This window comes from Aedoeadaptatus coli, assembly GCF_900343085.1.
Taxonomy (GTDB): domain Bacteria; phylum Bacillota; class Clostridia; order Tissierellales; family Peptoniphilaceae; genus Aedoeadaptatus; species Aedoeadaptatus coli.
The window spans coordinates 1-26,243 of sequence record NZ_OPYI01000010.1; the positions used below are offsets into that span (position 1 = coordinate 1).

The window sequence follows — 26,243 nt, forward strand, 5'->3', positions numbered from 1 at the left end:
ATGGACCTGAAAGCGGTGCTGACCTTTGCATGCATGAACATGAAAAAACTGGCACTAATGATGGATCGAAAAGAGCGGGACGGAGGAGGCGACGGCCCTTCTTTTGCTGATTTATGGAAAAAATACACAAAAAAGAGACAAACCCCGAGTTTTGTTCGGAGTTTGTCTGCAGTCTGGAACCGCCTGCGGGCGGTTTTTTTGTGGGGAAATTTACGAAATTTGCTTTATACAGATGATCAGGTCATTTGCCGTGATTAGATAAGAAACCGCCGTCCATAGGACATCGGCTGAAAAAATGATAAACTAATAATAGAGTCAGCGAAAATGAGCGATGCATAAACAGAGGAGTGGAAAAAATGTTGAAATCGGCGATTTACGGCTTGGCCGTGGGGGATGCGTTAGGCGTGCCTTTCGAATTTAAAAAACGGGGCACCTTCACCTGCAAAGAAATGACCGGCTACGGCACGTGGAATCAGGCACCGGGCACCTGGTCCGACGACACGAGCATGACTCTGGCCACATTGGATTCGATTAAAGAGACGGGCCGCATCGACTGCGAGGATATGCGGAGGCGGTTTTGCGATTGGCTCCATAGAGATGCCTACACCGCCAACGGCGAGACCTTCGATGTCGGCACCACGACGCGCCTCGCCTTGGAACGAGGGCAAGGGTTCGACGATTACAACGCCAACGGCAACGGTTCCTTGATGCGCATTTTGCCCTTGGCATTTACTGAGGCGACAGACGATGAGATCAGAGCCGTCTCCGCCATTACCCACGCCCATAAAATTTCCACGGACGCCTGCGTCGACTACGTACATCTGGCGCGGCAATTAATACGCAAAGAACCAGTCACGCGGGATGAAATCAAAAACAAAAGCGTGGACGACATTCAATCCACCGGCTTCGTTTTGCACACATTGGAAGCCTCGATTTGGTGCTTGTTAAATACTACATCCTACGCAGAAGCCGTGCTTACGGCGGTGAACCTCGGCGACGATACGGACACCACCGCGGCGGTGGTGGGCAGCCTGGCGGGAATTTTGTACGGCTACGACAGCATCCCGAAGGAATGGATCGATGAACTGAAAAATAAAGGGCTTATCGACTCGATTATAAATAAATAAGAGATGGACGTAAAATTAATAGTACGGCGGGAGAGAAGCAAGGTCGATGGCCATCGGATGCCGGGAAAGGTCGAAGAAGATTGCATATGCATGGACGCAAAAAAAGCCGTTGGTCATTACAACCAACGGCTTCAACCATCTGTACATAGTCCTTATCTTTTCGCGCGTCTGTAACCCGCAGCTTGGGCCTGTGCTTCACTTTCAAATAAAACAATATTTCTCGGTGCGATTTTTTGGTAGCTTGCATCCTGAGGAAGGTGGTAAATGCGCGAATTTCGATTTCCGCGAATATGTCCTTTTCCCTGTGGAGCGCCGATTGCCCGATTATTTTTATTGTTTTGAACAATTGGCGTGACGGGAATATTTTGCTCGTTCTTTTCATCCGTCTTTTCGTTGCTTGATGGCGTTTCGGGGCTGTACCCTGTGCCGACTACGGCCGTATAGGTGGCCTGATCCCAGGAAACCGGCTTACCCATGGCTTCGGCGATAACTCGAAGCGGCAAGAAGGTGCGATTGTCGCGAATGACGGTCTCCGTATCCATTTTGACCATTTTGTCCCCGGCGCGATAATGGGATTCACCGGGCGAAAAGATAAAGTCCTCGTCGTTGATTTTGATGTGTACCTGACGTTCCTTTGTGTTCCACTGAATGTCGAGTCCTAAAGCTTCAGCTACTTGACGTAGAGGAACCAGGGTTCGGTTCTTGTGGATATAAGGCGATACATCGCCTGTAATGTAACGGCCCTCGACCCAAAGTCTTGCGTCGCGGGCAGATGCCGGTTGCGGGATGAAGCCGATCAGCATGGCCACGGCCAACAATACAGATAGAATTTTTCTTTGCAAATCAGAGTCCTTTCTATGCTAAATTATAACTTTTCGGATGGAATGCGGCCGGTCGTTTTTTCGTAGAAACGCACGGCTTGCTTTACACATTAAACTTAAAATTGACGACATCGCCGTCTTCCATGACATAATCCTTGCCTTCACTTCGGATCCAACCTTTTTCACGGGCCTGTGCTATTGAACCGGCTTCCACCAGTTTCTCGTAAGAAATGGTGTCGGCTTTAATGAAGCCGCGTTCGATGTCGGTGTGGATTTTCCCGGCGGCTTCCGGTGCCTTGGCGCCTTTTTTTACAGTCCAGGCGCGGCTTTCCATTTCGCCGGTGGTAAGGAAGCTGATTAAGCCCAAAAGGGTGTAGGATGCTTTTACCAGGCGGTCCAAACCGGAATCGGCGAGGCCCATGGCGTCGAGAAATTCCGCTTTGCTTTCGTCGTCCAGGGCGGAAATTTCTTCTTCGATGGCGGCGGAGATAATAATGGTCTCATCGCCGCTTTGATCGGCAAAGGCTCTCACCTGATCCACGTAGGCGTTGCCGCTGACGACGTCGTCTTCGCTGACATTGGCCGCGTAGATCACGGGCTTCATGGTCAAGAGGCTGAAGGAGGATAAGAGTTTTAAATCCTCTTCCGAGTAGTCCAAGGAGCGGGCCGGTTTTTCGGCTTCCAATGCGGCGATGATTTTTTCGATTAAATCGTGTTCCGCTTGCAGGCTCTTGTCGCCCTTCATTTGTTTTTTGACCCGATCCCGGCGCTTTTCCAAAAGTTCCAAATCGGAAAAGATCAGCTCGAGATTAATGGTGTCGATGTCTCGCACGGGATCGATGCTGCCTTCCACGTGGATAATGTTGCCGTCGTCGAAACAGCGTACCACGTGGACCAAAGCGTCTACTTCGCGAATGTGGGACAAGAATTGATTGCCCAGGCCTTCGCCTTTGCTTGCGCCCTTTACGAGTCCGGCGATGTCGGCGAATTCGATGGTGGCATAAATGATTTGCTTGGAGTGGCTCATTTCGCTCAACACGTCCAGTCGACGGTCTTTCACTTCCACCATGCCCACATTGGGCTCGATGGTGGCGAAGGGATAATTTGCCGCTTCGGCACCGGCTTGTGTGATGGCGTTAAATAATGTGGACTTGCCTACATTGGGCAATCCGATAATTCCTAATTTCATAAATACTTCCCCCTAATCCTAATCCAGCTCATTATACCATAGTTTTTGCCGCTCTTTTATGGGATTGGATTTCATTTTATGGGGCATTCATGTATAATATGAAGGTAAAGCGAGGTGACACATGAGTGCTATTGTAGTAAATGAACTGACCAAAAAATTTCGTCGGAATTTAGTTTTCAACGATTTTAACTTGGAAGTGTTCGATGGTGAGATTTTTTCGATCATGGGGATGGAAGGTGCCGGCAAGACGACCTTGGCCCGCATTTTGTTCCATTTTTTAAAACCGAATAAGGGAACGATCCGTATTTTCGATATGGACGGCCAAAAGGAATCCAAATCCGTAAAGGAATTTACCGGCTACATCCCGGAAGAGGTTTGGATGTACGACAATTTAAAACCCATGGCGATATTTAATCATACCTTGGCATTCCATGGATTAAAGAATACGGACGACATCCAGTCGTTAATGGAATATTTTGAATTGGACAATCGGCACAAATTCGCCGATTTAACGGATTCGGAACGCAAGCGCGTGGCGATTATTAATGCCCTGATTGCGAAACCGAAGTTGTTGGTTTTGGACAATCCGTCGAAGGATTTGTCCCGCGCCATGTTGGATAAACTTTTTACCCACATTGAGCGCCTTCAAAGTTCCGAAGGCCTTTCCGTCTTGCTCTTGACGGACGATTTGGCCATCGGCCAACGCTACGGCGATCGCGGCGCCTATTTGTCCGGCGGCCGCTTAACGGGCATCGAATATTTGAAGGATAAAAAGAACAACGACAAGGTGCTTCGCATTTTCGACGAGCTGATCGACGTGGGGGCCTTTGAAGAAATCGGCGCGACCTTATTAAAAGATGAATCCGGCGACGTGGAGTTTTTCTACGACGGCTACTTGCCCACGCTGACCACCGTATTGCATCAACAAAAAGTGAAGAACTACGTCTTGGAAGACGCGGTACTGGAAAATAAAGTGGAAATCTTTAAATCCGGCCGCAGTGTCAGCGAGCGCCCGGTTCCGCCGGCACAAGAGGCGAAGACCTCTCTTGACGATACCTCGGAAGAGGACACGATCATCGCCTACGACGACAAGGCCTTTGAAGCCGAAGCGATCGAGACGTCGGCGCCTATGGAAGACGATACGGTGATTTTAAGCGAAGCGCCTCTAAAAGATGAGGCGCAATCGACGGATGCGGCAAAAGAGAACGCAGCCGAAGAAGTCGCCGCACCGAAAGAGGAACAAGCGCTTGTCGAAGAAAAGACGGCAGCCTACGATTCCGATTCCATGATTTTGGACAGCCGCAAGACGCAGCCCATCGAACCGGTGGATTCCGACGATGTGCTCGTGGAAAAATACAGCTTTAAGCCGAAAAAGGGGGATGAGTGATGGTTTTTAATCTCGAAATGAAAAACAATCGGGGCAAGGCCTTTGCTTGGTTCTTGGTTCTCGGGATTTTAACCGGCCTGTTAATGGCCTTTTTCCCGCTTCTTCAAGACGACAATCTCCTATCCCTGGCCAACGGTTTTCGCGACGGCTTTTCCGAAAACATGCAGCCGATTTTAGGTTTCGGCAGCGAAATTGCCTTCGACAAATTCACGGACTACATTCCCTTTATCTTCCAATATCTGGGAATCTTGTTCGGGATTTTCGCCATTCAATTGGGGGCGAAGAGCTTGTCTCGGGAACAAAGCGCCGGTACCATCGAATACCTTTACGCCAATCCCATTACGCGGACGGAAATTTACAGCGGCAAGTTCACGGCCAATATGTTGCATTACGGCCTCGTGCTTCTCTGTGTATTGCTGGTCGCCTTTGCAAGCGCCTACGTCTTCGGCATCCACGACGTTCGAAACCTGGCCCTCGTGCTGCTTCAGGTATTCATTTGTCTGCTCCTTTTGGGCTTTGAATTTCTGTGCGTCGGCTTTTTCTATTCCTCGATCTCTTCTCGCGCATCCCACGCGGAAGGAGGGAGCCTGCTCTTGTTTATCGCCATCGCCCTCCTGTGGGCCGCACTCATCTTTATGGGAAGCGGGACACAAGCCATTGCGGCATTCTTCCCCTTCTCTGCATTGAACCCGCTGAGCATGGCGGGAAGCGGCGATTTCCAATGGATCGGCATGGTGGCAAACATCGTGCTCGGATTGATCTTCTGGGGATTGGGCTGTATTATCTACAAAGGAAAAGAACTAAAATTTTAAACCAAGATGAGCGGCTCATGGAGTCGCTCTTTTATTCGGAGGGAATATGATTCGATTAATTGCACTGGATTTCGACGGCACCATCGCCGCGAGAAAACAACCTTTCGATGAAACCATGATCGAGTACGTGCACCGGTGGAAAGAAATGGGCATCGAAACGGTGGTGGCCAGCGGCCGCCCCTTTCGTTCGTTGAAGCGGGAACTCGCTCCTTACAAGGATGAAATGGTCCTGATCAGCAACAACGGCAATTTAATTCGCCGTAAAAATTCGGAAGAGACTCTGGACCGCTTCGTCTTCGACAAGGACGCCATTCGCCCCTTAACGGCGGCCATCGAAGCTCGGGGGCTCCATCCGATTTTTCACGTGGACAGCTACGCCAAGGGCTACGATTTGGTCACCCTCCACGAGCAAACGGAGCGGGAAGCCTCCTACATTGTTTTTTACGAAAACATGTACAGAGAAATGTCCTTGGATGATCTTTTAAAAGAAGATGTCTTGGCCGTGGCCGGCTACACCACCCCCGATGTCTTCGAAGGATTAATCGAGGAGCCGGTGATTAAAGAAGGTGGACTGACGGCCCATTTGCTGAAGAGCAGGGATCCGAAACTTTCCCTTTTTGAAATCATCGGCAAGGGCAGCGACAAGTGGCGGGGCCTGAGCACCTACGGCAAGATGAAAGGCATCGCTCCGGAAGAGATGATCGTCGTCGGCGACGACCGAAACGACGGGGCCATGATCGCCCACGGAGGCGTGGGCATCGCCATGGCTTCGGCGCCGGAGGATGTAAAAGAAGTGGCGGATAGCATTTGCGAAGAAACGCCTGAAAATTACGGCGCCTTTCGCTGCGTCGATGCCATTGTGAGAAAGGAGGCGGAGGATGAACATTAATTGGTATCCCGGGCACATGAAAAAGACCATCGAGTCTTTAAAGAGCATGAAGGCGCAGTGCGACGTGGCGGTGGTCCTTCTCGATGCCCGCATTCCCGTGAGCAGCTACAATCCGCTTCTGGACGAGGTGCTCACCTCCATTCCCGTGCTTATGCTCTTAAATAAATCGGATTTGGCGGATCCGAAGGAAACACAGCGCTGGATCGACTACTTCAACGGGCAGGCGGACACCTCGGCCATCGCCTGGTCCGCCACATCGAAGCTCAATGAAAAAAAGCTCACCGAAGCGTTAGAAAATTCCGTAAAGGATTTGCGGGAAAGGGAAGCGGAAAAGGGCATGGAGAAGCGCAAGCTGCGCGTCATGGTGGCGGGGATTCCCAATGTGGGGAAGTCCACCTTCATCAATCAGCTGGCGGGGAAAAAATCCGCCGCCATCGGCAATCGCCCGGGGATCACGAAGACCAATCAGTGGATTCGCCACCACAAAGCCTTCGATCTTTTGGATACGCCCGGGGTCCTGTGGCCCAAGCTGGATCCGCCCATTCGCGGCCGCCATTTGGCCTACACCGGCTCCATTAAAGACGAAATCATGGACGTGGAAACCCTGGCCTTTGAGCTCGTTAAAGAAGCCATGAAGCATTTCGAAGCCCCTATGATGGCCCGCTACAATCTTACGGAAACCTTCGACGATCCCGTGGCGGTTATGGACGCCATCGGCAAGCGCCGGGGCTGTTTGATTCGCGGCGGCGAAATCGACTACACGAAAGTCTCCCACTTAATTCTGGACGAATTTCGCGCCGGCAAGTGGGGCGCGATTACCTTGGAGCGGGCAGATGACCGATCTGAATTTTGATCTGGAGCGATTGAAAGAAGGCTACGACTACATCGCCGGCATCGACGAGGTGGGTCGCGGTTGCCTCTTCGGCGACGTGGTGGCGGCCTGCGTCATCATGCCTTTGGATAAGGCCATTGAAGGCGTGACGGATTCAAAAAAGCTCTCGCCAAAAAAACGTGGCCTGCTGGAAGCGGCCATTAAAGAGCGGGCGGTTTTCTATGCCTACGCCAACGAAAGTCCCGAAGTCATCGACGCCGTCAATATAAAACAGGCCACGCGGCGCGCCATGAAGGCGGCGGCGGAAAAGGCCATGGACCGTTTTCCGGACAAGGACATCCTGTTTTTAGTCGATGCGGAAACCATGGACCTGGACTGCCATCAGTCGGCGATTATCCACGGCGACGATTTGTCTTACACCATCGCCTGTGCGTCCATTTTGGCGAAGGAGTATCGCGACAGGCTCTGCATTCAATGGGGCGAAGCCTATCCCGGCTACGGCATAGAAAAACACAAGGGCTACGGCACGAAACAGCACCGGGAAGCCATTCGCGCCCTCGGTCCCTCGGCAGGGCATCGCATGAGTTTTTTAACGAAAATTTTAAACAAATAGAGACCGAAAGAGCCGTCGGGCCTGTTTTTGCCTGTCTGTGGTTTATGGTATAATAGGTAAAATAGGAGGCAGAAATGGTTGAAAAATATTTTGTTGACCCTTCGGGGAACACCAATGTAAAAATTGCCGACGACGTGATTACGCGCATCGCTCAGGAAGCGGCCACGCGAGTCGAAGGCGTTTATAATAGCTACACGACGAAGAGAGATATCGGCGACTTCTTGCCCGGACGAGGCCAGTCGAAGACCAAAGTCACCGCCGACGAAGAAAAAAGCGTCGTGGATATTTCCATCGTCGTGGAATACGGACGCAACATCGTGGAAGTGGCGGAAGAAGTGCAAGACGCCGTCAAGATCAGCCTTGAAAACATGACGGATTTGGACATTACGGCAGTAAATGTTCACGTCAACGGCGTGCGCGCCCAAGAAAAAGAATCCGTTTAAAGGGAAGGAATTTCGTTGGACAACAAGTTGAGCAGAAAACTTTCAAGAATCGGAACCATGCAGGTTGTATTTGCGATGGAACACAGAGGCGATTTTTCCATGGACGTGGCGGAATCATTTTTCGAAAGCGTGTGGGAAGCCCACGAGGTGGAGGAAATGTATCGCCACGTTTTCAGCGAAAAGAAAGCGGCCATGCGTATGGAATCCGCAGCGGACAGTCCCTTTGCGCCCGATGAAAAGGCCTACATTATCGACTGTGTCGAAACCATTGTTGAAAACAAAGACGCCATCGACAAAATGATCGCCGATCACTTAAAAGACGGATCCATTCGCCGCATTTCCGCTGTGGATCTGTCTATTTTGCGCGTCGCCGTGGCGGAAATCATGTACCACGAAGACATTGCGCCGCCGGTCTCCGTAAACGAAGCCGTGGATTTGGCGAAGATGTACAGTTCTTCCGACAGCGCCCGCTTCGTCAACGGCGTTTTAGGCCATATCGTTCGAGAAGGCGGCTATGAATCCCATTAGTGTATCGGAGCTTCTCGCCTATGCGAAAAAAGTACTCAAGACCGATTACATGCTGAATCACGTCTTGATAAAAGGGGAGCTCTCCGAAATCAAAACCGCGGCCAGCGGCCACGTGTATTTCACCGTGAAAGACGATAGGGCCCGCATGGACTGCATTATGTACCGTGACGACGCCGAAGCGTCGGATATGGAATTCAGCGTGGGCATGGAAGTGGAAATGAACGGTTCCGTGGCCATTTACGCCCCCTCCGGACGGTTGCAATTTGTGGCGAAGACCATGGAGCTCACCGGAGAAGGCGCCCTTTACAAACTTTTCTTAAAATTAAAAGACCTTCTGAGCAAAGAAGGTCTATTTGATATGGAAAAAAAGATGCCTTTGCCTCAGATGCCGAAAACCGTGGGCGTGGTCACCAGCACCGTCGGTGCGGCCCTTCACGATTTTTTGCAGGTGGCGGCCAACAGAAATCCCGCCGTCTCCGTCATCGTGTCGCCCACCCTCGTGCAGGGGGAAGGGGCCGGAGCCTCCATCGCCCGTGCCTTCAAGCGGCTGGACGGGCGGGATGATGTGGATGTGATTCTCATTACCCGCGGCGGCGGCAGCATGGAAGATTTGTTTTGCTTTAACGACGAAACCTTGATTCGCACCTTGGCCGAAAGGCGCCATCCCGTCGTATCTGCCGTGGGCCACGAAGTGGACACCACCCTTTGCGATTACGTTGCCGATGTTCGGGCGGCGACGCCGACTCACGGCGCGGAAATCATCGTCAGCCCGCGGGAAGACATTCTCTCCGCCTCGAGGGCGCGCCTTCGCACCATGGAACACGCCATCGCCTTGAATCTTCACGAGGCGAGACGGCAAAATGACGCCTTGGGCCACCGCCTGCATCAAGCCGTGTCCATGGAGGCCATTTTAAACAAGCGTCTGGCCCAAAAAGCCGTGAAAGAGCGCATGGACTTTCGCATGAAAGAAGTGTTGAATCTCCACGCACAATCCCTTAATAGTCACGGTATACGCATAAGGGCCGTGAACCTTCCGGCCCGGGCGGAGAGGGACATGGAGCAGCTCGCTGCGCTTAAGCGGCGCATGGTGCGTCAATCGGCACTGGCGGTGAAAAATGCACAGCGGGATTTAGCCGAGCTCGACAATCGCATGAAGGCCATGGGCAAGGAGCGGGTGAAGCCACGGGTGCGCGTCTCGGATCGCTACATACGCTCGGCAAACGACGTCGACGTGGGCGACGTATTAACTATCGATCTCATTGACGGGTCCGTCGAAGCCCGCGTGCTTTCCATAGAAAGGAACGGTCATGAATTATAAAGAAAAGTCGGAGCAACTGGAAAAAATCGTGGAGCGCATGGAAAATGAAGACCTTTCCTTGGAGGAAATGGTGAAGCTCTACGAAGTGGCCACGTCCCTTTACAAGGAACTGGAAAAAGATTTAAAGGGCCTGGAACAAAAGGTTCGCGTGCTCACCGAAGGCATGGAAGAGGAGGGCGACAATGAACTTTGATAAGCGATTAAAGGAATATTACGAGGCCATCCCCTCGGCGGCCGACGAGTTAAAAGAAGCCATGCTCTACTCCTTGTTTACGGGAGGCAAACGGGTGCGGCCCACGCTTTTTTGCACCGTGTTATATGACCTGAACTACAAAGGCGACGCCGCCTTTTACTTTGCCGCTGCCATGGAATCCATCCACACGTACAGCTTGATTCACGACGACTTGCCCGCCATGGACGACGACGATTTCAGGCGGGGAAAGCCCTCTTGCCACAAGGCCTACGGGGAGGCCTTGGCCATTCTCGCAGGGGACGGGCTCCTGTCCCAAGCGGCGGAGCTTGCCGCCGAAGGAGCGTCGTTGGATCCCGCGGGCGGAATCGAGGCCATGAAATACTTATTTAAAGCCGCGGGAACCACGGGTATGGTGGACGGCCAGGTCCTGGATATACGCGCCGGCGCATCCTCCGGCGACGAAGTGATCTACAAGCGTAAAACCGGTGCCTTATTAGGCGCTTGCTTCGCCATGGCCGGTGCACTGGCGGGTAAACCCAAAGAAGTGAACGACACCTTGTACCGCGTAGGTGAAACCTTGGGCCTGAGCTATCAATTTCAAGACGACTACTTCGATTTGGAAGAAGACGGTGCGGAAGTGAATCCCGAGGATTATCTCACCAAGGCCCGTGAATACACGGAGGAATGTTTAAGCCTCCTTGCTTCCATTGGCCGATTTAAGGAAACGGAAGCGCTGATTACTATGATTTTAAAGCGAGACAGGTGATGGCGTGAAAGAGCGTGCAGATGTCCTTTTGGTAAAAAAGAATTTGGCGCCTTCCCGGGAAAAGGCGAAGACCATGATTATGGCCGGCGAAGCCTTTATCGGCACGGAGCGCATCGCCAAGGCGGGGCAAATGATCGATGCCGATGCGGAAATCAGAGTAAAGGGACACAGCCTGAAATACGTCTCCCGCGGGGGATTTAAGCTGGAAAAAATCATTGAAAATTGCGGGATCGACTTGACGGACAAGGTGTGCATGGACATCGGTTCCTCCACGGGAGGCTTTACCGATTGCATGCTTTCCCACGGCGCTAGGAAAGTCTACGCCGTGGATGTGGGCTACAATCAGCTGGCCTATTCCCTGAGGGTGGATCCAAGAGTCGTGGTTATGGAGCGGACCAATGTGCGCTATCTCGATGCGGAAGATCTTGACGATGCCATGGATTTTATTTCCATCGACGTGTCCTTCATCTCCCTCGAATTGGTGCTTCCCAAAGCCGTGAGCTACTTGTCCGAGACGGGGAAAATTGCCGCATTGATCAAGCCCCAATTTGAGGCGGGTAAAGGCAAGGTGGGCAAGGGCGGCATCGTCTCCGACCCGGAGATCCACCGGGAAGTTTTAAATAAAATACAGGATCTCGTCGCAGATTTGGGTATGTATCCCGAGGTACTGACCTTCTCGCCGATTCAAGGCGCGACGGGAAACACGGAATTTTTAATGCTTATGACGAAGGACGCCGCCGCGTCGAAGCCCGTCGACATCGACGGCGTGGTGCGGGCGTCCGGGGAGGAGTTTCGCTAATATGTTTTTACGCCTTCAAATCGATGACTTCGCCATTATCGATCACTCGTCCATGGAATTTCACGACGGCTTTTCCGTATTGACCGGGGAGACCGGCGCGGGAAAATCCATTATTATGGACGCCATCGGATTGATTCTCGGCGGGCGGGCTCAAAAAAATATGATTCGAAAAGGCGCGGAAAAGGCGTCGGTTCAGGGCGTTTTTATGACAAAAAACAAAAAGGCCCAGGATTTTCTCGCGGACCACAACATTCCCTTTGAAGACGTGATTATTGTGGAGCGAAGCATCGACCGCGATCGGCCGTCGCTGTCGGAAATCAACGGAAAAATCGTGACGAACGGGGTTTTGAAAGACTTCGGCTCCATTCTCGCCCTGTCGGAAGTGCAAGGCGAAAACAGTTTTCTCATGAAACCGGATTTTCAGCTGGAGCTTTTGGATCGTTTCTGCGGTGAGGAGCACAAGAGGGATCTCGCCGAGTTAAAAGATATCTACGGCGCGTACCGTGCGCTCATCGAACGCCTCAAGGACGAGGTGAAAGATCCCGAGGCCTTGGCTCGCGAAGGGGATCTCTTGCGCTACCAAATCGAGGAGATCGAAACCCTGGCTCTCGAAGAAGGGGAAGACGAGGCCTTGGCTGAAGAATTTCGCGCGAGAAACAGCCACACGGAAACCTTGGAACTTCTCAATGAAATGAATCAGCTGGCCTTTGAAGAGGGGGGCATTCGCTCCCTCCTGGATCGCTACGGCGCCGCCCTCGAGAAGGTGGCGCAAAATGACAGCCATTTCGCCGAGCTCTTTGAATCCTTTGAAGACATTCGCTACGGTTTTCAGGACTTGGCGCAAACCCTTCGGGACAAGGGCGAAAATTTCGACGACGGTCCCGGCCGTTTGCAGGAAGTGACGGATCGCCTGGATACGATCAATTCCATGAAGAGAAAATACGGCGACAGCTACGAAAAGATTCAGGCTTTTTTGGAAGAAAGCCGAAAGCGGCTGGACTTTATCGACGATTACGAACACGTGGTCGAAACCATGAAAAAAGCCTGCGAGGAAAAAAAGGAAGCGGCTACGGCCCTTTCCCTTCGGCTGAGAAAACGCAGGAAGGATGCGGCAAAAATTCTTGAAGGACGCATGGCTCGGGAAATGGAAGAGCTGGACATTCAGGGCGCGGCCTTTCAGGTGGATTTTTCCGAAAAGCCCTTGGCCGCAGACGGGATGGACGGCGTCCGCTTCCTCGTCGCCACAAACAGGGGCGAAGATTTGCTTCCCATGGCGGACATCGCCTCGGGCGGCGAAATCAGCCGCATCTTTTTAGCCTTTATCAGTATCTTTTCCGAATTGGACGAGCGGGAAATTCTCATCCTCGACGAAGTGGACACGGGCATGAGCGGCAAGACCGCGAAAGTAGTGGCGGAGAAAATGAAGCGCCTGTCCGAAGACAGGCAGCTCATCGTCGTGAGCCACTTGCCCCAAGTGGTGGCGCGGGCCGATCGCCAATACCGCATTCAAAAGCGGATGGAAGCGGGACGCACCGTTTCCTTCGTTCAAAAATTAAACGACGAGGAACGCATCGCCATGCTGGCCACCATGATCAGCGGCGAGGACACGGAAAAGACGCGAGAGACAGCACGCGAAATGTTACGAAACCGAATCTAGGAGGTTTTATGATTTCTGAAGAGCGCATTATACGCAGCGAAAAAATATACGAAGGCAAGGTCGTCACTTTGAGCTGCCACACCGTAGAGCTGGACGGTCAACGTTACGGCAAGCGGGAAGTGGTAGAACACGCCGGCGGCTGCACCATGGTGGCTCTGTGTGAAGACGGTAAAATCCCCTTCGTGAAGCAGTATCGTATCGCCACGAAAAAATGTCTTCTGGAGCTTCCCGCCGGGCTTATCGAGCACAACGAAAATCCCATGAAGGCCGCCATTCGGGAACTGGCCGAGGAAACGGGACTCGTGGCGGAATCCGCCGAGTTTCTCCTTGAAGCCTATACGTCCCCGGGATTTACCAACGAAAAGATCCACATCTTCTATTGCGAAAATCCCACGCCCGGTGAAATGCATTTGGACGACACGGAGGATTTGGAAGTGGTCTACATGGATCTGGACGAAGCCCTGCGCATGATTAAATTAGGCGAAATTATCGACGCAAAAACCATTATCGGGCTCTACGCCGTAAAAGAAATGAGAGATGCTAATGAACAAAACCATTGAATACTTAAATAAACAAACCGACCGACCTCCGGAGATCGGCATTATTTTGGGAAGCGGCTTAGGTGATTTCGCCGAAACCATCGAAAACGCCGTGTCCATTCCCTACAAAGACATTCCCGGATTTAAACAATCCACGGTTCAGGGCCACAGCGGCGAGCTGATTTTCGGCACCTTGGCTGGAAAAAATATCGTCGCCATGAAAGGCCGCATCCACTTTTACGAAGGCGTGGATATGGCCGACGTGGTCTTTCCAACGAAGATTCTCTGCGAACTGGGCATTAAAACCTTAATCGTGACCAACGCCGCCGGCGGCGTCAACGAAGGTTTTGAACCCGGCGATTTAATGATTATTACCGATCACATTAATTTCAACGGAAAGAATCCCTTGATCGGTCCCAACGACGGCAAGGGCGAGCGCTTCCCGGACATGTCCTATGCCTACGATCCGAAGCTTGCGGCGCTGGCGAAATCCACGGCCGAAGCATTAAAGATCAAGCATCAATCGGGTGTCTACATGTACATGACCGGCCCCAGCTACGAAACGCCGGCGGAAGTGCGCATGGCCCGCATTTTAGGTGCCGATGCCGTGGGCATGAGCACGGTGCCCGAAGTGATCGTCGCCAACCACCGAGGCGTGAAGGTCATCGGCATTTCCTGCATTACCAATATGGCGGCGGGTATTTTGGATCAACCCTTGGAACACGAGGAAGTGATCGAGATTTCCGCACGCGTTGCCGACGATTTTAAGGCATTGGTTACGAAGACCATCGAGGCGATTTAATATGAGCGTATTGGAAGTTATCGAAAAGAAAAAGCACGGCGAGGCCTTGTCGAAAGAAGAAATCGAAAGCACCATTGCCGGCTACCTTTCCGGCGCAGTAAAAGAGTATCAAATGAGCGCCCTCTTAATGGCCATTTACTTTTCCGGCATGGACGGCGACGAAATCGCCCATCTGACTCGCACCATCATCGAATCCGGCGAGACCGTGGATCTTTCATCCATTAAGGGCACGGTGGTGGACAAGCACTCCACAGGCGGCGTAGGCGATACGACCACCCTGATTATCGGGCCCATTCTCTCGGCCTACGGACTGCCCTTCGGCAAAATGAGCGGCCGCGGCCTGGGCCACACCGGCGGCACCTTGGACAAGCTGGAATCCATTCCCGGCATGGGTGTGGACCTGAGCATGGAAGAAATCGTGGCATCCACCAATGCCATCGGCATGGCCGTTGCGGGACAGACGGCAAACATTACGCCGGCGGACAAAAAGCTTTACGCCCTGCGGGACGCCACGGCCACGGTGGATTCCATTCCCCTGATTGCATCGAGCATTATGAGCAAGAAGCTCGCCATTCACGGCGACTGTTTGCTCTTGGATGTGAAGGTGGGCGACGGCGCCTTTATGAAAGATAAAGAATCGGCCCGCGAATTGGCGGAAACCATGGTGCACATCGGTGAGACCTTCGGACGAAAGACCCTGGCCATTTTAACGGCCATGGAAGAACCCCTGGGCCGCGCCGTGGGCAATGCACTGGAAGTGGAAGAAGCCATTGCCACATTAAAGGGCGAAGGTCCCGAGGATTTAACGGAGCTTTGCGTGTTTTTATCCACGAAACTGATTCACCTGGCCGAAGGCGGCGACGAAAAGGCCCTTGAAAAAAAGGTGAAAGAGCTGATCGAAAGCGGAAAGGCCCTGGACAAGCTCAGAGCCTTTATTAAAAACCAAGGCGGCGACGACAGAGTCATCGATGATTTTTCTGTTTTCCCCCAAGCTGAGAAAACCTACGACGTGATCAGCGAATCCGAAGGCTATTTGAACCATTTGCCTGCCCACGAAGTCGGAATTATCTCGAGAGATTTAGGGGCGGGGCGCGTAACCATGGACGATGAACTTGATATGGCCGCCGGCGTTTATCTGCACAAAAAACGCGGCGATTATGTGAAAAAAGGCGACGTCCTCGCCACATTCTACGGCGGGAAAAATCGCCCTATGGAAGAGCTGGCCCGTCGCTTCCTGGCCATCGCGTCTTTTTCCGAAGAACCTGTTCCCGCGGCGCCCTTAATTATCGACGAGGTTTATCATGGACATTAGTACCTATATATGGTCCATTCCCGCCCTGATCATCGCCATCGTCGGCCACGAAATCGGCCACGGCTACGTCTCTTATCTCCTCGGCGACGACACGGCGAAGCGGGACGGCCGATTGAGCTTAAATCCACTGGATCACATCGATCCCGTCGGGCTTTTGTTTATGATCGTCTTTCGCTTCGGCTGGGCGAAGGCCGTGCCCATTAACCCGTCCTATTACAAAAACCGCAAAAAAGGCACGATCCTCGTGTCCCTGGCCGGGGTGACGGTGAATTTTATTTTCGCCATTCTCGGCGCCTTTTTCTTCGTGTGGACGTCGAAGCATCAATTCGTGATCAGCAATTTCTTTCTGCACTTCCTCTGGTACAATGCCATGCTCGGCGTCTTTAACCTCGTGCCCCTGCCGCCACTGGACGGATCGAAAGTATTGGCCTCACTTCTCCCTTCGAAGACGGAGTTTTACTTCTACCAATACGAAAAATACTTCTACTGGATCTTGTTTTTAGGCGTGGTCACCGGATTCATTCCCCGCATTATCGGGCCTGTCGTTGAAGGCTTGATCCAAGTCTGCGTGGGCCTGGCCATGATGCTTCTCTCATGAGTTATGAATTCGTGTACGGATCCTTTTCCGGCCCCATGGACGTGCTTTTGGATCTGATCAAAAAGCGGGAGATGGATATTTACGACATTCAAATCCACGTCCTCGTCGACGATTTTCTCGCTTACCTTGACGGCATCACGGGCCCGGTATTGGATTCCATGGTGGATTTTCTCGCCATGGCCAGCTACCTTCTCGCCATTAAAAGCCGCATGCTTTTGCCCAAGCCTGTGACGGAAGAGGAAGAGGAAGAAGAAGATCCCCGCGCCGGCCTCGTGGAGCGGATTGTGGAATACAAACGCATGAAGGCGGCGGGCCTTCTTTTGGATGAAATGGCCGCCTACGAAGACGGCGCCGTCTACAAAAAGCAGGAGGATTTTTCGGATTTTTCCGAAGAGGAGCTCTTGGCCGATGGCGACGCATCCCGTTTAGCGAAAGCCTTTCGCGACGTCATGGTGCGCTTTGAGATCCACGAAGCGGCTCGGCAGTCTTTGGAAAAAATCCCCGCCGCGGAATTCAGCTTCAAACAAGCCGCGGATAAAATCGACGCCGCTTTCAGGAAGTGGGAGAAGCCGCGATTCCTTCAAATGATGGAAGACGCACAGAGTCGAATCGAAATCGTCACGGTTTTTCTCACCCTCCTGGAGCTTATGAAGCTTGAGAAGATCAGCTGCGTTCAAGAAGGAAAAGACATTGTACTGATAAAAAAAGGAAGGATCCATGGAACTGAAAGCGAAAGTTGAAGCCCTGTTATTTGCCTGGGGCGATCCCATTACGGAAAAAGAGATGGCAGACGCCCTCAAGGTCACGGCCTTGGAGCTGCGTCACGCCGTCAATGCCTTAAAAGAGGATCTTTCCGCAGACGACCGCGGCCTGCGCCTCGTGTGTGTCAACGACAGCTATCAACTTTCCACGAAGCCGGAGCTTTTCGAAGCCATTAGCGAATTTGCAAAAAAGACGCGGACGAAGAGCCTCTCCAATGCCGCCCTCGAGACCCTTTCCATCATCGCTTACAAGCAGCCGGTGCTGAAATCAGAGATCGAGGAGATACGCGGCGTGCGCTGCGATCAGGTGCTGAAAAGCCTGGAGCGCATCGACTTAATCGCCGTCCTCGGCCGCATGGAAATTCCCGGCCGTCCGAAAGTGTACGGCACCACGGAGACCTTTTTACGAAAATTCGGCCTGTCCGGTTTGGAAGATTTGCCGAAAGAAGAAGCAATAGAGGAGACGGAATCATGAGACTTCAAAAATACATGGCCCACGCCGGCGTCGCCAGCCGCAGAAAATGCGAAGAAATCATCGACGCCGGACGCGTCAAAGTAAACGGCGAAATCGTGACGGAACAGGGCATGAAGGTGGAGGAAAGTGACAAAGTCACCGTCGACGGAAAGCTTCTGCGCCTGCCGAAGACGAATCGCTACGTCTTATTGAACAAACCCCGCGGCGTCGTCTCCACCGTAGACGACAACAAGGGGCGCAAGACCGTGCTGGATTTGGTGCCCACGGGCAAAGGGCAGCGGCTCTATCCCGTGGGGCGGCTTGACATGGATTCCTCCGGTCTCTTGCTCTTAACGGACGACGGGGAGTTGACCCAGCGCTTGCTCCATCCGAAATATGAACTGGAAAAGACCTATCGCGTCACGGTGAAAGGCGTGGTGGACGAGGCGACGGCAAAAAAATTGTCCTCCGGCATCGAACTTAGTGACGGCATGACGGCGCCTGCGACCTTTAAAATTTTGGAACACAGAAACGCAAAGACCCGCATGGAAGTGACCATACACGAGGGCCGTAATCGCCAAATTCGCCGCATGTTTGAGGCCGTAGGCGCTGAAGTGGTTGAGCTTGAGCGGATTCAAATGGGCCCCTTAAAGCTGGGCCAATTGGGAAAAGGGGAGTACCGTCCCCTTCGGGATAAAGAAATTCGGGCGTTGAAATCATGGAAGTAATGCCTACATCGGCCGTGGACTGGTCCCATGCCGTCCTGGAAAACTTTTTGAAGAAGGACCATCTCGCTGTGGATCTCACGGCGGGAAACGGAAAAGACACCTTGTTTCTCGCCCGACGGGCGAGTCGCGTCCTGGCCATGGACATTCAGCAGGCCGCCATGGACAAGACGGAGGCCCTGTTAAAAAAAGAAGAGATAGAAAACGCGGAGCTGATTCACGACAGCTTTGAGAATGTATCGAACTATGTGGATCTCAAAGAGGTCGACGCCTTTGTCATGAATCTGGGCTATTTGCCCGGCGGCGACAAGACGATCACCACGACCTGGCCCGCCACGAAGCGGACCTTAAATGAAATCCTGGCCGCCATGAAATCCGGCGCCCTAATCAGTCTCGCGATCTATCCGGGACACGAGGCGGGAAAAGTTGAGAGCGAGGGTATGGAAGCGTTGATCGGCGCGTTGGATCAAAAAGAGTATAAGGTGGTAAAAATCACCTTTCCCAATCAAAATCATTGCCCGCCCTATTGGGTAGGCATCGCGAGGTGTTAGATGATACTGGTCATAGGAGGCGGACCCGCCGGCATGATGGCCGCCATAAAAGCGGCGGAGACGGCGGAGGTCACCTTAATCGAAAAAAATGAAAAATTGGGAAAGAAGCTGTTTATTACGGGCAAGGGACGGTGCAATCTCTGTAACGACTGCGACGATCCCTTTTTCTTTGAGGTCCTGAATCGCAATGCAAGCTTTATGTACTCGTCCTATTACAGTTTTACCGCCGCCATGCTGAAAGATTTCTTCGAAAGCCGCGGCACCCCCTTAAAGGTGGAGCGGGGCGATCGAGTCTTTCCGAAAAGCGACAAGTCTTCGGACATCATTAAAACCTTAGAGCGGGAGCTGGTGAAAAAGAAGGTGGCCATTCGTCTGAACACGACGGTAGAATCCGTTGAAAGAGAAGAAGACGGCTATACCCTAAGGACGAACAAAGGCACGTTCCGCGGAGACAAGGTGATCGTCGCCACGGGAGGCATGACCTATCGCCTCACCGGCTCCACCGGCGACGGCTACGGCTTTGCCGAAGATTTCGGCATGGGCGTGGTGAGGCCCGTGGCAGGCCTCGTGGGCTTAAAGCTCAAGGAAAGCTACTTAGAGGAACTGTCCGGTCTGTCTTTAAAAAACGTGGCGCTCACGGCGACGACGAGAGAGGGAAGCTATTCCGATTTCGGCGAAATGCTCTTTACCCACTTCGGCATCAGCGGGCCCATCGTCCTGAGTCTCTCTTCGAAAATCAATCGCTCCGATAAAGTGGACTTGTCTCTCGACTTAAAGCCCGCCCTTACAGAAGAGGTGCTCGATAAGCGGCTATTGCGCGAAGTAAAGGACAATTCCAATCGGGCCATGCACAATCTGATGAAGAACCTGCTGCCCAAATCGTTGATCGCGCCGGTGTTGGATCAGGCGCAGGTGCCTCAGGATCTGCCGGCCCATCAGCTCTCGGCGGAAATGCGCCGCGCATTGATTGGGTCGCTGAAAAAATTCCGCCTTCACTACGCCGGGCTGTTTAACGAAAACACCGGAATCATTACCACCGGCGGCGTGGACGTAAAGGACGTGGATCCTTCGACTATGGAAAGCAAAAAGGCCAAGGGTCTCTACTTCTGCGGAGAAGTTTTGGACGTGGACGGACCCACCGGGGGCTTTAATTTACAGATCGCATTTTCTACCGGATACTTAGCCGGCATGTGTTCCGGTGAGGAGGAATAAATGAAAACCATCGCCATTGACGGACCCTCCGGCGCGGGGAAAAGCGCCATTGCAAGCGCCCTGGCAAAGCGTCTGGGCTACGAATACATCGACACCGGCGCTCTCTATCGCACCATCGCCTACATCGCCGTAAAAGAAGGCGGGGATCTTTCCACTGTGGAGCTTCTGAAGCGCGTGGACGCTCAGTCCATCGACTACAAAGACGGCGCCGTGCAATTAAACGGCCAGGCCCTGGGCGATGTTATTCGCACGGAGGCCATCTCCCAAAAGACCTCGCAACTGTCGAAAGAACCAGCGGTGCGGGATTACCTTCTGTCTCTGCAACGGCGGCTCGCTGAAGACGGTGGCGTCGTCATGGAAGGGCGGGACATCGGCACGGTGGTGCTGCCCTCGGCGGATGTGAAATTTTTCCTCACGGCGTCGGAAGAAGAGCGGGCGAGACGACGCTACGAACAGCGCCTGGCCTTTGGCGAAGCCGTGGATATGGAAAAGATCAAGGCCGACATTCATGCCCGAGACGAGCGGGATAAAAATCGCACCGTGGCTCCCTTGAAGCAAGCGGCGGATGCAATTCTCGTGGATTCCACCGCCATGAGCGAAGAAGAAGTCTTGGACACCATGGTGAATTACGTGGAGAACGGCCATGTTTTATAATTTCGTGAAAGGCATTACCGGGTGGCTTTTAAAAATCCTCTATCCCTACGAAGTGGTGAACATGCCCGAGCTGGAGGACAAGGCCTATCTTTTGGTGGCCAATCACAAGAGCAATTGGGATCCCCTCTTCGTTTCGATTTTATTTCCCAAACAGGTGCGCTGGATGGCGAAGCGGGAGCTCTTTGAAAAGCCGGTTTTAAAGCAAATCCTTCAGGGTGTCGGCGCCATCTCCGTCGACCGGGACCACGGCGATGCGAAGAGCACCATTATCGCCATGCGTGCATTAAAAAAGAATGAGATCGTGGGCATTTTTCCGGAGGGAACCCGGGTCAAGGACGTGGACTACGATCGGGCCAAGCCCGGCACCATTCTTCTCGCTTCCCGCACCGGGACCGAAGTTCTGCCCCTATACATCGAAGGGGACTACAAACTTTTTCGCAAACGGCGCTACATATTCCGTGCGCCGATCCCCTTCGAAAAGGAAAAGCTCACCGAAGAGGAATACCAAAAACGCATGCGCGCCTTAATGGCCACCATTTACGAAGGGAGAAACTACCTTGGAAATACTGTTGAGTGAATGCTACGGCTTTTGCGGCGGCGTGAAGCGCGCCGTGGAAAGCGCCTTTCAGACGGCTCAGACCTACGACGACGTGAAGATCTTAGGGGAGCTGGTGCATAACGCCCAAGTAAACGAAGACCTGCGGGAAAAAGGCGTAGAGCTCATCGACGAAGCCCATCTGCCTGAAAATGCCACGGTCATTACGAGAAGCCACGGCACGACGAAAGCCTTAAAGGAAGAGTTGAGCGCGAAAGGCAACCGCGTGGTAGACACGACCTGCCCCTTTGTCTCGAGGATTTACACCATCGTCGAGGAAAACAACGCCAAGGGCATTCCCGTGGTCATCGTCGGCGACAAAGGCCATCCGGAAGTAAAGGGCATCGCCTCTTACGGCGACGATGTTTACATCGTTGCAGACGCCGATGAGGCGGACGCCTTGCCTTTAAGTGAGAAAGATCAAATTGCCCTTGTTTCCCAGACGACAAATCCCAATAAATTGGTTGATTCTGTGGAAGAAAGGCTAAAAGGTGTTTTCACCGGGGAGATTTTAAGGTATAATACCATATGTAAAGCCACAAACGACCGTCAGGATGCCTGTCGCATGTTGGCTACTCATGTGGATTGTATGCTCGTTATAGGTGGTAAGAATAGTGCAAATACGAAGAAGCTCGTAAAGATTGCGTCAGAACATTGCGATAATGTCTACCATATTCAAACCATAAATCAACTCGATCTACGTCCATTTAAAAAATTCAATAAAATTGGTATTACCGCCGGGGCATCCACTCCGGATTCGGTAATCAAGGAGGCTGTTAGTAGAATGGATAATATGAACAGGGACGAAATGAACAATGAAATGATGGAGGCCATTGAAAACTCTTTCACGCGCGTACGCCGCGGTGAAATTGTCGATGGCGAGGTATTATACGTAACCGACGACGAGGTTATGGTTAATATCGGCTACCGCGCAGACGGTATCATCTCCAGAGATGAATTGTCCAACGATCCCAATGTAAAACCGAGTGAAATCTTCAACCAAGGAGATCAAATTCAGGTTTACGTAATGAAAATGGACGATGGAGACGGTAATGTCGTTTTATCCTTCAAACGCGTGGAAAACATGAAAGTTTGGGATGAAATGGAAGAAAAATTTGAAAACGGCGAAACGGTTACGGCTCACGTCACCAATGTCGTCAAAGGCGGCTTGACCTGTGACGTCGACGGATTAAACGGATTCATTCCCGCATCCCACGTTTCCGTACGTTTCCAAAGAGATTTAAGCAAATACGTCGATGAAGACTTAGAATGCGAAATCATCGATTTCGATAAGGGCAGAAGAAAATTCGTTCTCTCCCGCAAAAACATCGAATCCAAGGAAATCGAAGAAAAACGCAAAGAAGTGTACAGCACCCTTCAAGAAGGCGAATTCATCGAAGGTACGGTTCAACGCCTTACCAACTTCGGCGCATTCGTCGATGTCGGCGGCGTAGACGGATTGATTCACATCTCTGAACTTTCCTGGAACCGCGTGAAACATCCCAGCGATGTCGTAAGCCCCGGCGAAAAGGTAAAGGTGCTGGTTCTGAAAATCGACGAAGAAAAGAACCGCATTGCCCTCGGCTTAAAACAAACCACCCAAAAACCCTGGGATACCTTTGTTGAAACCGTACAAGTCGGCGATGACGTAAAAGGTACCGTCGTAAACATTCTGGACTTCGGCGCATTCGTTCGCCTGGAATCCGGTGTAGACGGCTTACTGCACGTTTCTCAAATTTCCAGACAACACGTCGAAAAACCGTCTGATGTCTTAGAAATCGGTCAAGAAATCGACGTTCGCGTCACCGATATCAACTTCGAAGACAAGAAGATTTCTCTTTCCATGAAGGCCCTTCAACCGGGCGGCGAAGACGAACAAGCTCCTCGCGAAAGAAAGAAAGAGCAAAAACCTCGTCGCAGAGAACAACCGCAAGTAGAAGCGAAACCTGAAGAAGAAAGCTTCTCCATGGCAATCGGCGATCTGATCAACTTCGATCAACTTGAAACCGTCGATGCGGAAGAATCCCAAGACGAAGAATAATAAAACAAATGCGCTTTCTAAGGAGAGCGCATTTTTTGTAGGTGAAGAATGACAACTGAAGGGATTATCTTAGGCGTATGCCTGGGGCTTCTTATGGCGTGGAAAGACAAGACGTTTTTGCAGGAACCCCGCTTTAAAAATTTAATCGTCGCAGGCACCGGCGCCGTCCTCTTTCTCATTGCACTCAAGGCGGCGCCTTCGGTGACTTTCCTTGCGGCGCACTTTTCGGCCATCCACGCCCTTGCGCTTTTTATCATGGCCGTGGGCTGTGTGATCGGTCGCCATTTGGGTTACACCCTATCCGGCGTGGGACTCGCCTTAAATGGTGCGGTCGTCGCCTTAAACGGTGCCATGCCCGTGGAAGCAAATGCCCTGTTAAAGATCGGCGACAGTCGCGCCCTTACCTTAATCACCGAGGGGCGGGTTCTGACCCACAGCTTGGCCAACGAGGCGACGCGGCTTCGCTTTTTAGGCGACCGCTTCTGTTTTTCCTCGGCAGTCTCAAGTGCAAAGGTCATGAGCATCGGCGACGGCTTCATCGCCTTCGGTTTGTTTTTATTTGTAGCAAGCGCTACGTCTTATTTATTCGGAAAGGCGGATCACCATGCAATGGATAAGTGAAACTTTATCGATGCTTCGGATTCAAGACGTCATCGACATCGCCATCGTCGCGGTGATCATCTATTGGCTCTTTAAATTAATCAAGGGCACCCGCGCCGAGCAGTTAAGCAAGGGGATCGTCGTGGTCCTGATCCTTACGAAGCTCAGCGAAATCCTGCAGATCTACATGCTCAATTACCTCTTAAAAAGCATGTTGACTTGGGGATTTTTGGGCCTGTTTATCGTGTTTCAGCCGGAAATCCGACGGGGCCTGGAATTTATCGGCCGAAACAGCTCCATTCGAAAAGGCTTCGTCTTGTCGGGAACCCGGGATGAATCCACCATTAATGAAATCATCAGCGCCGTGGCCTCTCTGTCCCGCCAGAAGATCGGCGCCTTAATGGTGATCGAGCGCAAGACGGGCTTAAATGAAATTATCGAAACAGGGACGAGCATTTACGGCGACTTGTCTTCAGGTCTGTTGATCAACATCTTCATCCCCAACACGCCCCTTCACGACGGCGCCGTCATCATCAACGGGGATCAGATCGTTTCCGCCGCCTGTTTTCTGCCCTTAACGGAGGAAAAGGGCCTTTCCAAGGAATTGGGCACGCGCCACCGTGCGGCCATCGGCATCAGCGAAAAAAGCGACGCCTTCGCCATCGTGGTCAGCGAAGAAACGGGATCCATCTCTGTCGCCGAATTCGGAAACATTAACCGCCATTTGGATCTTTCCACCCTGGAACAAATGCTGCGGGGGATCTACTTCCCAAAGAGTGACGAGGAGGAAATTTGATGCGCGATAAATATGTAAATTTTATAGCGAACAATCGGGACACGATTACGAAAATATTCTCCCTGGTCCTGGCAATTTTGCTTTGGTTTTTCATCATTACGGAAATCGATCCGGTGATCACCAAGGACTTCACCAATGTGGAAGTGGAGCTTCGGAACCAATCCACCATGCGGGAAGCGGGAATGGAGCTTTTGCAAAACGATGATTACACCACCAATATCGTCGTCTCCGGAAACCGCAGCGCCATCGTCGGATTAAAAGAAGAAGATATTTCCGCCTATGTGGATTTAGGCGAAGTGCAACCGGGCTCCCAACGGCTGCCCATTCACTTCCGCCTCTCCGACGAGAGTATAAAAATTAAAAAATCCAATCCCTCGGCCATTACCATCGCCGTGGATGAAATGGTGACGATGCAAAAACCGGTGACGGTGACGGCCAAAGGCAAGCCCGCCGACGGCATGGTGCTGGACAGAATCATCGTTAATCAAGAAGAAGTCACCGTCAAGGGCCCGCAAAAAGCCGTCGACAAAGTGCATTCCGTGGCCGGCCACATCGCCATATCCGGTGCGAAAGATACGGTGTTATCCTCTGTGGAGCTTTCGCCCTTGGATAAAAATAAAAACGTGATTGCAGGCATCGAGGTGACGCCGAATACCGTCGGCGTTCAGGCGACCATATCGAAGGCGAAAAGTGTGCCCGTGGAAGTGAACTTCGTCGACGTCGAGGGTGGCGACTTTAATCGGGATCGAGCCATCCTTACGCCGGCCACCGTGACCATTACCGGTGAGACCGACGTCATTGATCGCATCGAGAGCATTCCTACCCGGCCGGTGGATGCGAAAGAGCTCATGAGCACCAATGCCGTGCCCGTGCAGTTAAACGTGCCGGAGGGGATCCATCTCGTCAATCCCGACGAATCCGTGATTTTACGTTACATGAAAAAGGAATCGGCGCGGCGCACCATGGAAGTCTCCACAGAGCACATGACGTCCATGAAAGATGTCAATCTCAGCGATTTTAACGTGCCGAAGAAGATCGACGTGGAAATTTACGGCGACGCCTCTTTGGTGGATGCCCTCAGGGAGACGGACATTCAACTAAGTGTCGATCGCGAAGGCAAGGTGATCGCCAAGGGGCCGAAGGATTTAGAGATTATTCGCATTACGCCGAAACGTCTCTCATCCTCGTCTTGATTGGCGGCCGGTCTTTTGCTAAAATAAATGTCTATC

The 26,243-nt window shown here is 52.2% G+C and carries 31 protein-coding genes; 29 read left to right on the forward strand and 2 right to left on the reverse strand.

Annotation, left to right across the window (positions count from 1 at the left end):
• Both DG046_RS06320 and DG046_RS06325 read left to right on the forward strand, forming a co-directional pair.
• A partial coding sequence (locus tag DG046_RS06320) for a hypothetical protein (protein WP_108831663.1) occupies nt 1–258 on the forward strand: 258 nt, incomplete at its 5' end.
• Between the two features lie 98 nt (nt 259–356).
• Nucleotides 357–1,127 (forward strand): ADP-ribosylglycohydrolase family protein, encoded by a 771-nt coding sequence (locus DG046_RS06325; protein ID WP_108831664.1) that lies wholly within the window; start codon nt 357–359, stop codon nt 1,125–1,127.
• A 152-nt stretch (nt 1,128–1,279) separates the two neighbouring features.
• Here DG046_RS06325 and DG046_RS06330 read toward each other — a convergent pair whose 3' ends face one another.
• Together DG046_RS06330 and ychF are read right to left on the reverse strand one after the other, a co-directional pair.
• Nucleotides 1,280–1,969: a stalk domain-containing protein gene (locus tag DG046_RS06330; protein WP_159082082.1), complete on the reverse strand. Its 690-nt coding sequence runs from the start codon at nt 1,967–1,969 to the stop codon at nt 1,280–1,282.
• Between the two features lie 82 nt (nt 1,970–2,051).
• Nucleotides 2,052–3,137 (reverse strand): redox-regulated ATPase YchF, encoded by a 1,086-nt coding sequence (gene ychF, locus DG046_RS06335; RefSeq protein ID WP_108831666.1) that lies wholly within the window; start codon nt 3,135–3,137, stop codon nt 2,052–2,054.
• Between the two features lie 121 nt (nt 3,138–3,258).
• Here ychF and DG046_RS06340 point away from each other — a divergent pair, with 121 nt between their 5' ends.
• The 27 genes from DG046_RS06340 (at nt 3,259) to DG046_RS06470 (ending at nt 26,207) form a co-directional block, all read left to right on the forward strand.
• Nucleotides 3,259–4,524: an ATP-binding cassette domain-containing protein gene (locus DG046_RS06340; RefSeq protein ID WP_108831667.1), complete on the forward strand. Its 1,266-nt coding sequence runs from the start codon at nt 3,259–3,261 to the stop codon at nt 4,522–4,524.
• Complete coding sequence (locus tag DG046_RS06345) at nt 4,524–5,336, forward strand: ABC transporter permease subunit (RefSeq protein WP_108831668.1); 813 nt, start codon at nt 4,524–4,526, stop codon at nt 5,334–5,336. Before DG046_RS06340 ends, DG046_RS06345 begins: the two co-directional genes overlap by 1 nt.
• Nucleotides 5,337–5,382: 46 nt before the next feature.
• Nucleotides 5,383–6,225 carry an HAD hydrolase family protein gene (locus tag DG046_RS06350; protein ID WP_108831669.1) on the forward strand — a complete coding sequence of 281 codons (843 nt, stop codon included), beginning with the start codon at nt 5,383–5,385 and terminating at the stop codon, nt 6,223–6,225.
• On the forward strand, nt 6,215–7,078 hold the full coding sequence (gene ylqF / locus DG046_RS06355; protein WP_108831670.1) for a ribosome biogenesis GTPase YlqF: 864 nt from the start codon (nt 6,215–6,217) through the stop codon (nt 7,076–7,078). The genes DG046_RS06350 and ylqF overlap by 11 nt, the downstream gene beginning before the upstream one ends.
• Nucleotides 7,059–7,670 carry a ribonuclease HII gene (locus DG046_RS06360; RefSeq protein ID WP_108831671.1) on the forward strand — a complete coding sequence of 204 codons (612 nt, stop codon included), beginning with the start codon at nt 7,059–7,061 and terminating at the stop codon, nt 7,668–7,670. The genes ylqF and DG046_RS06360 overlap by 20 nt, the downstream gene beginning before the upstream one ends.
• A gap of 74 nt (nt 7,671–7,744) precedes the next feature.
• A complete protein-coding gene (locus tag DG046_RS06365) occupies nt 7,745–8,113 on the forward strand; it encodes an Asp23/Gls24 family envelope stress response protein (protein ID WP_108831672.1) in 369 nt (122 codons plus the stop codon).
• A gap of 15 nt (nt 8,114–8,128) precedes the next feature.
• The gene (gene nusB / locus DG046_RS06370; RefSeq protein WP_108831673.1) at nt 8,129–8,641 is read left to right on the forward strand and encodes a transcription antitermination factor NusB; all 513 of its coding nucleotides are present in this window, start codon (nt 8,129–8,131) and stop codon (nt 8,639–8,641) included.
• Nucleotides 8,628–9,959: an exodeoxyribonuclease VII large subunit gene (gene xseA, locus DG046_RS06375; protein WP_108831674.1), complete on the forward strand. Its 1,332-nt coding sequence runs from the start codon at nt 8,628–8,630 to the stop codon at nt 9,957–9,959. Before nusB ends, xseA begins: the two co-directional genes overlap by 14 nt.
• A complete protein-coding gene (xseB, locus tag DG046_RS06380) occupies nt 9,949–10,152 on the forward strand; it encodes an exodeoxyribonuclease VII small subunit (protein ID WP_108831675.1) in 204 nt (67 codons plus the stop codon). Before xseA ends, xseB begins: the two co-directional genes overlap by 11 nt.
• Complete coding sequence (locus DG046_RS06385) at nt 10,142–10,918, forward strand: polyprenyl synthetase family protein (protein WP_108831676.1); 777 nt, start codon at nt 10,142–10,144, stop codon at nt 10,916–10,918. Before xseB ends, DG046_RS06385 begins: the two co-directional genes overlap by 11 nt.
• A 4-nt stretch (nt 10,919–10,922) precedes the next feature.
• Nucleotides 10,923–11,717, forward strand: coding sequence for a TlyA family RNA methyltransferase (locus DG046_RS06390; protein ID WP_108831677.1), 795 nt, complete (start codon nt 10,923–10,925; stop codon nt 11,715–11,717).
• A 1-nt stretch (nt 11,718) separates the two neighbouring features.
• Nucleotides 11,719–13,374: a DNA repair protein RecN gene (recN, locus tag DG046_RS06395; RefSeq protein ID WP_108831678.1), complete on the forward strand. Its 1,656-nt coding sequence runs from the start codon at nt 11,719–11,721 to the stop codon at nt 13,372–13,374.
• Between the two features lie 8 nt (nt 13,375–13,382).
• On the forward strand, nt 13,383–13,934 hold the full coding sequence (locus DG046_RS06400) for an NUDIX hydrolase (RefSeq protein WP_108831679.1): 552 nt from the start codon (nt 13,383–13,385) through the stop codon (nt 13,932–13,934).
• Nucleotides 13,918–14,715, forward strand: coding sequence for a purine-nucleoside phosphorylase (locus DG046_RS06405; RefSeq protein ID WP_108831680.1), 798 nt, complete (start codon nt 13,918–13,920; stop codon nt 14,713–14,715). Before DG046_RS06400 ends, DG046_RS06405 begins: the two co-directional genes overlap by 17 nt.
• Before the next feature lies 1 nt (nt 14,716).
• Nucleotides 14,717–16,027, forward strand: coding sequence for a thymidine phosphorylase (locus DG046_RS06410; RefSeq protein ID WP_108831681.1), 1,311 nt, complete (start codon nt 14,717–14,719; stop codon nt 16,025–16,027).
• Entirely contained in the window at nt 16,017–16,625 is a 609-nt protein-coding gene (locus DG046_RS06415) for a site-2 protease family protein (RefSeq protein ID WP_108831682.1), read from the forward strand. Before DG046_RS06410 ends, DG046_RS06415 begins: the two co-directional genes overlap by 11 nt.
• Nucleotides 16,622–17,365, forward strand: coding sequence for a segregation and condensation protein A (locus DG046_RS06420; protein ID WP_108831683.1), 744 nt, complete (start codon nt 16,622–16,624; stop codon nt 17,363–17,365). The genes DG046_RS06415 and DG046_RS06420 overlap by 4 nt, the downstream gene beginning before the upstream one ends.
• Complete coding sequence (gene scpB, locus DG046_RS06425; RefSeq protein WP_108831684.1) at nt 17,343–17,861, forward strand: SMC-Scp complex subunit ScpB; 519 nt, start codon at nt 17,343–17,345, stop codon at nt 17,859–17,861. Before DG046_RS06420 ends, scpB begins: the two co-directional genes overlap by 23 nt.
• On the forward strand, nt 17,858–18,568 hold the full coding sequence (locus DG046_RS06430) for a pseudouridine synthase (RefSeq protein ID WP_199909593.1): 711 nt from the start codon (nt 17,858–17,860) through the stop codon (nt 18,566–18,568). The genes scpB and DG046_RS06430 overlap by 4 nt, the downstream gene beginning before the upstream one ends.
• A complete protein-coding gene (gene mnmM / locus DG046_RS06435) occupies nt 18,559–19,116 on the forward strand; it encodes a tRNA 5-(aminomethyl)-2-thiouridylate-methyltransferase MnmM (protein WP_108831686.1) in 558 nt (185 codons plus the stop codon). Before DG046_RS06430 ends, mnmM begins: the two co-directional genes overlap by 10 nt.
• Nucleotides 19,117–20,328, forward strand: a complete 1,212-nt coding sequence (locus tag DG046_RS06440) for a BaiN/RdsA family NAD(P)/FAD-dependent oxidoreductase (protein WP_108831687.1) — start codon at nt 19,117–19,119, stop codon at nt 20,326–20,328.
• Nucleotides 20,329–20,982 (forward strand): (d)CMP kinase, encoded by a 654-nt coding sequence (gene cmk, locus DG046_RS06445; RefSeq protein ID WP_108831688.1) that lies wholly within the window; start codon nt 20,329–20,331, stop codon nt 20,980–20,982.
• Nucleotides 20,972–21,559 carry a lysophospholipid acyltransferase family protein gene (locus DG046_RS06450; protein ID WP_108831689.1) on the forward strand — a complete coding sequence of 196 codons (588 nt, stop codon included), beginning with the start codon at nt 20,972–20,974 and terminating at the stop codon, nt 21,557–21,559. The genes cmk and DG046_RS06450 overlap by 11 nt, the downstream gene beginning before the upstream one ends.
• On the forward strand, nt 21,540–23,618 hold the full coding sequence (locus tag DG046_RS06455) for a bifunctional 4-hydroxy-3-methylbut-2-enyl diphosphate reductase/30S ribosomal protein S1 (RefSeq protein ID WP_108831690.1): 2,079 nt from the start codon (nt 21,540–21,542) through the stop codon (nt 23,616–23,618). The genes DG046_RS06450 and DG046_RS06455 overlap by 20 nt, the downstream gene beginning before the upstream one ends.
• 48 nt (nt 23,619–23,666) lie before the next feature.
• Nucleotides 23,667–24,239, forward strand: coding sequence for a DUF5317 family protein (locus DG046_RS06460; RefSeq protein ID WP_108831691.1), 573 nt, complete (start codon nt 23,667–23,669; stop codon nt 24,237–24,239).
• A complete protein-coding gene (gene cdaA / locus DG046_RS06465) occupies nt 24,223–25,014 on the forward strand; it encodes a diadenylate cyclase CdaA (RefSeq protein WP_108831692.1) in 792 nt (263 codons plus the stop codon). The genes DG046_RS06460 and cdaA overlap by 17 nt, the downstream gene beginning before the upstream one ends.
• On the forward strand, nt 25,014–26,207 hold the full coding sequence (locus DG046_RS06470) for a CdaR family protein (protein ID WP_108831693.1): 1,194 nt from the start codon (nt 25,014–25,016) through the stop codon (nt 26,205–26,207). The genes cdaA and DG046_RS06470 overlap by 1 nt, the downstream gene beginning before the upstream one ends.
• The last annotated feature ends 36 nt before the right edge of the window (nt 26,208–26,243 follow it).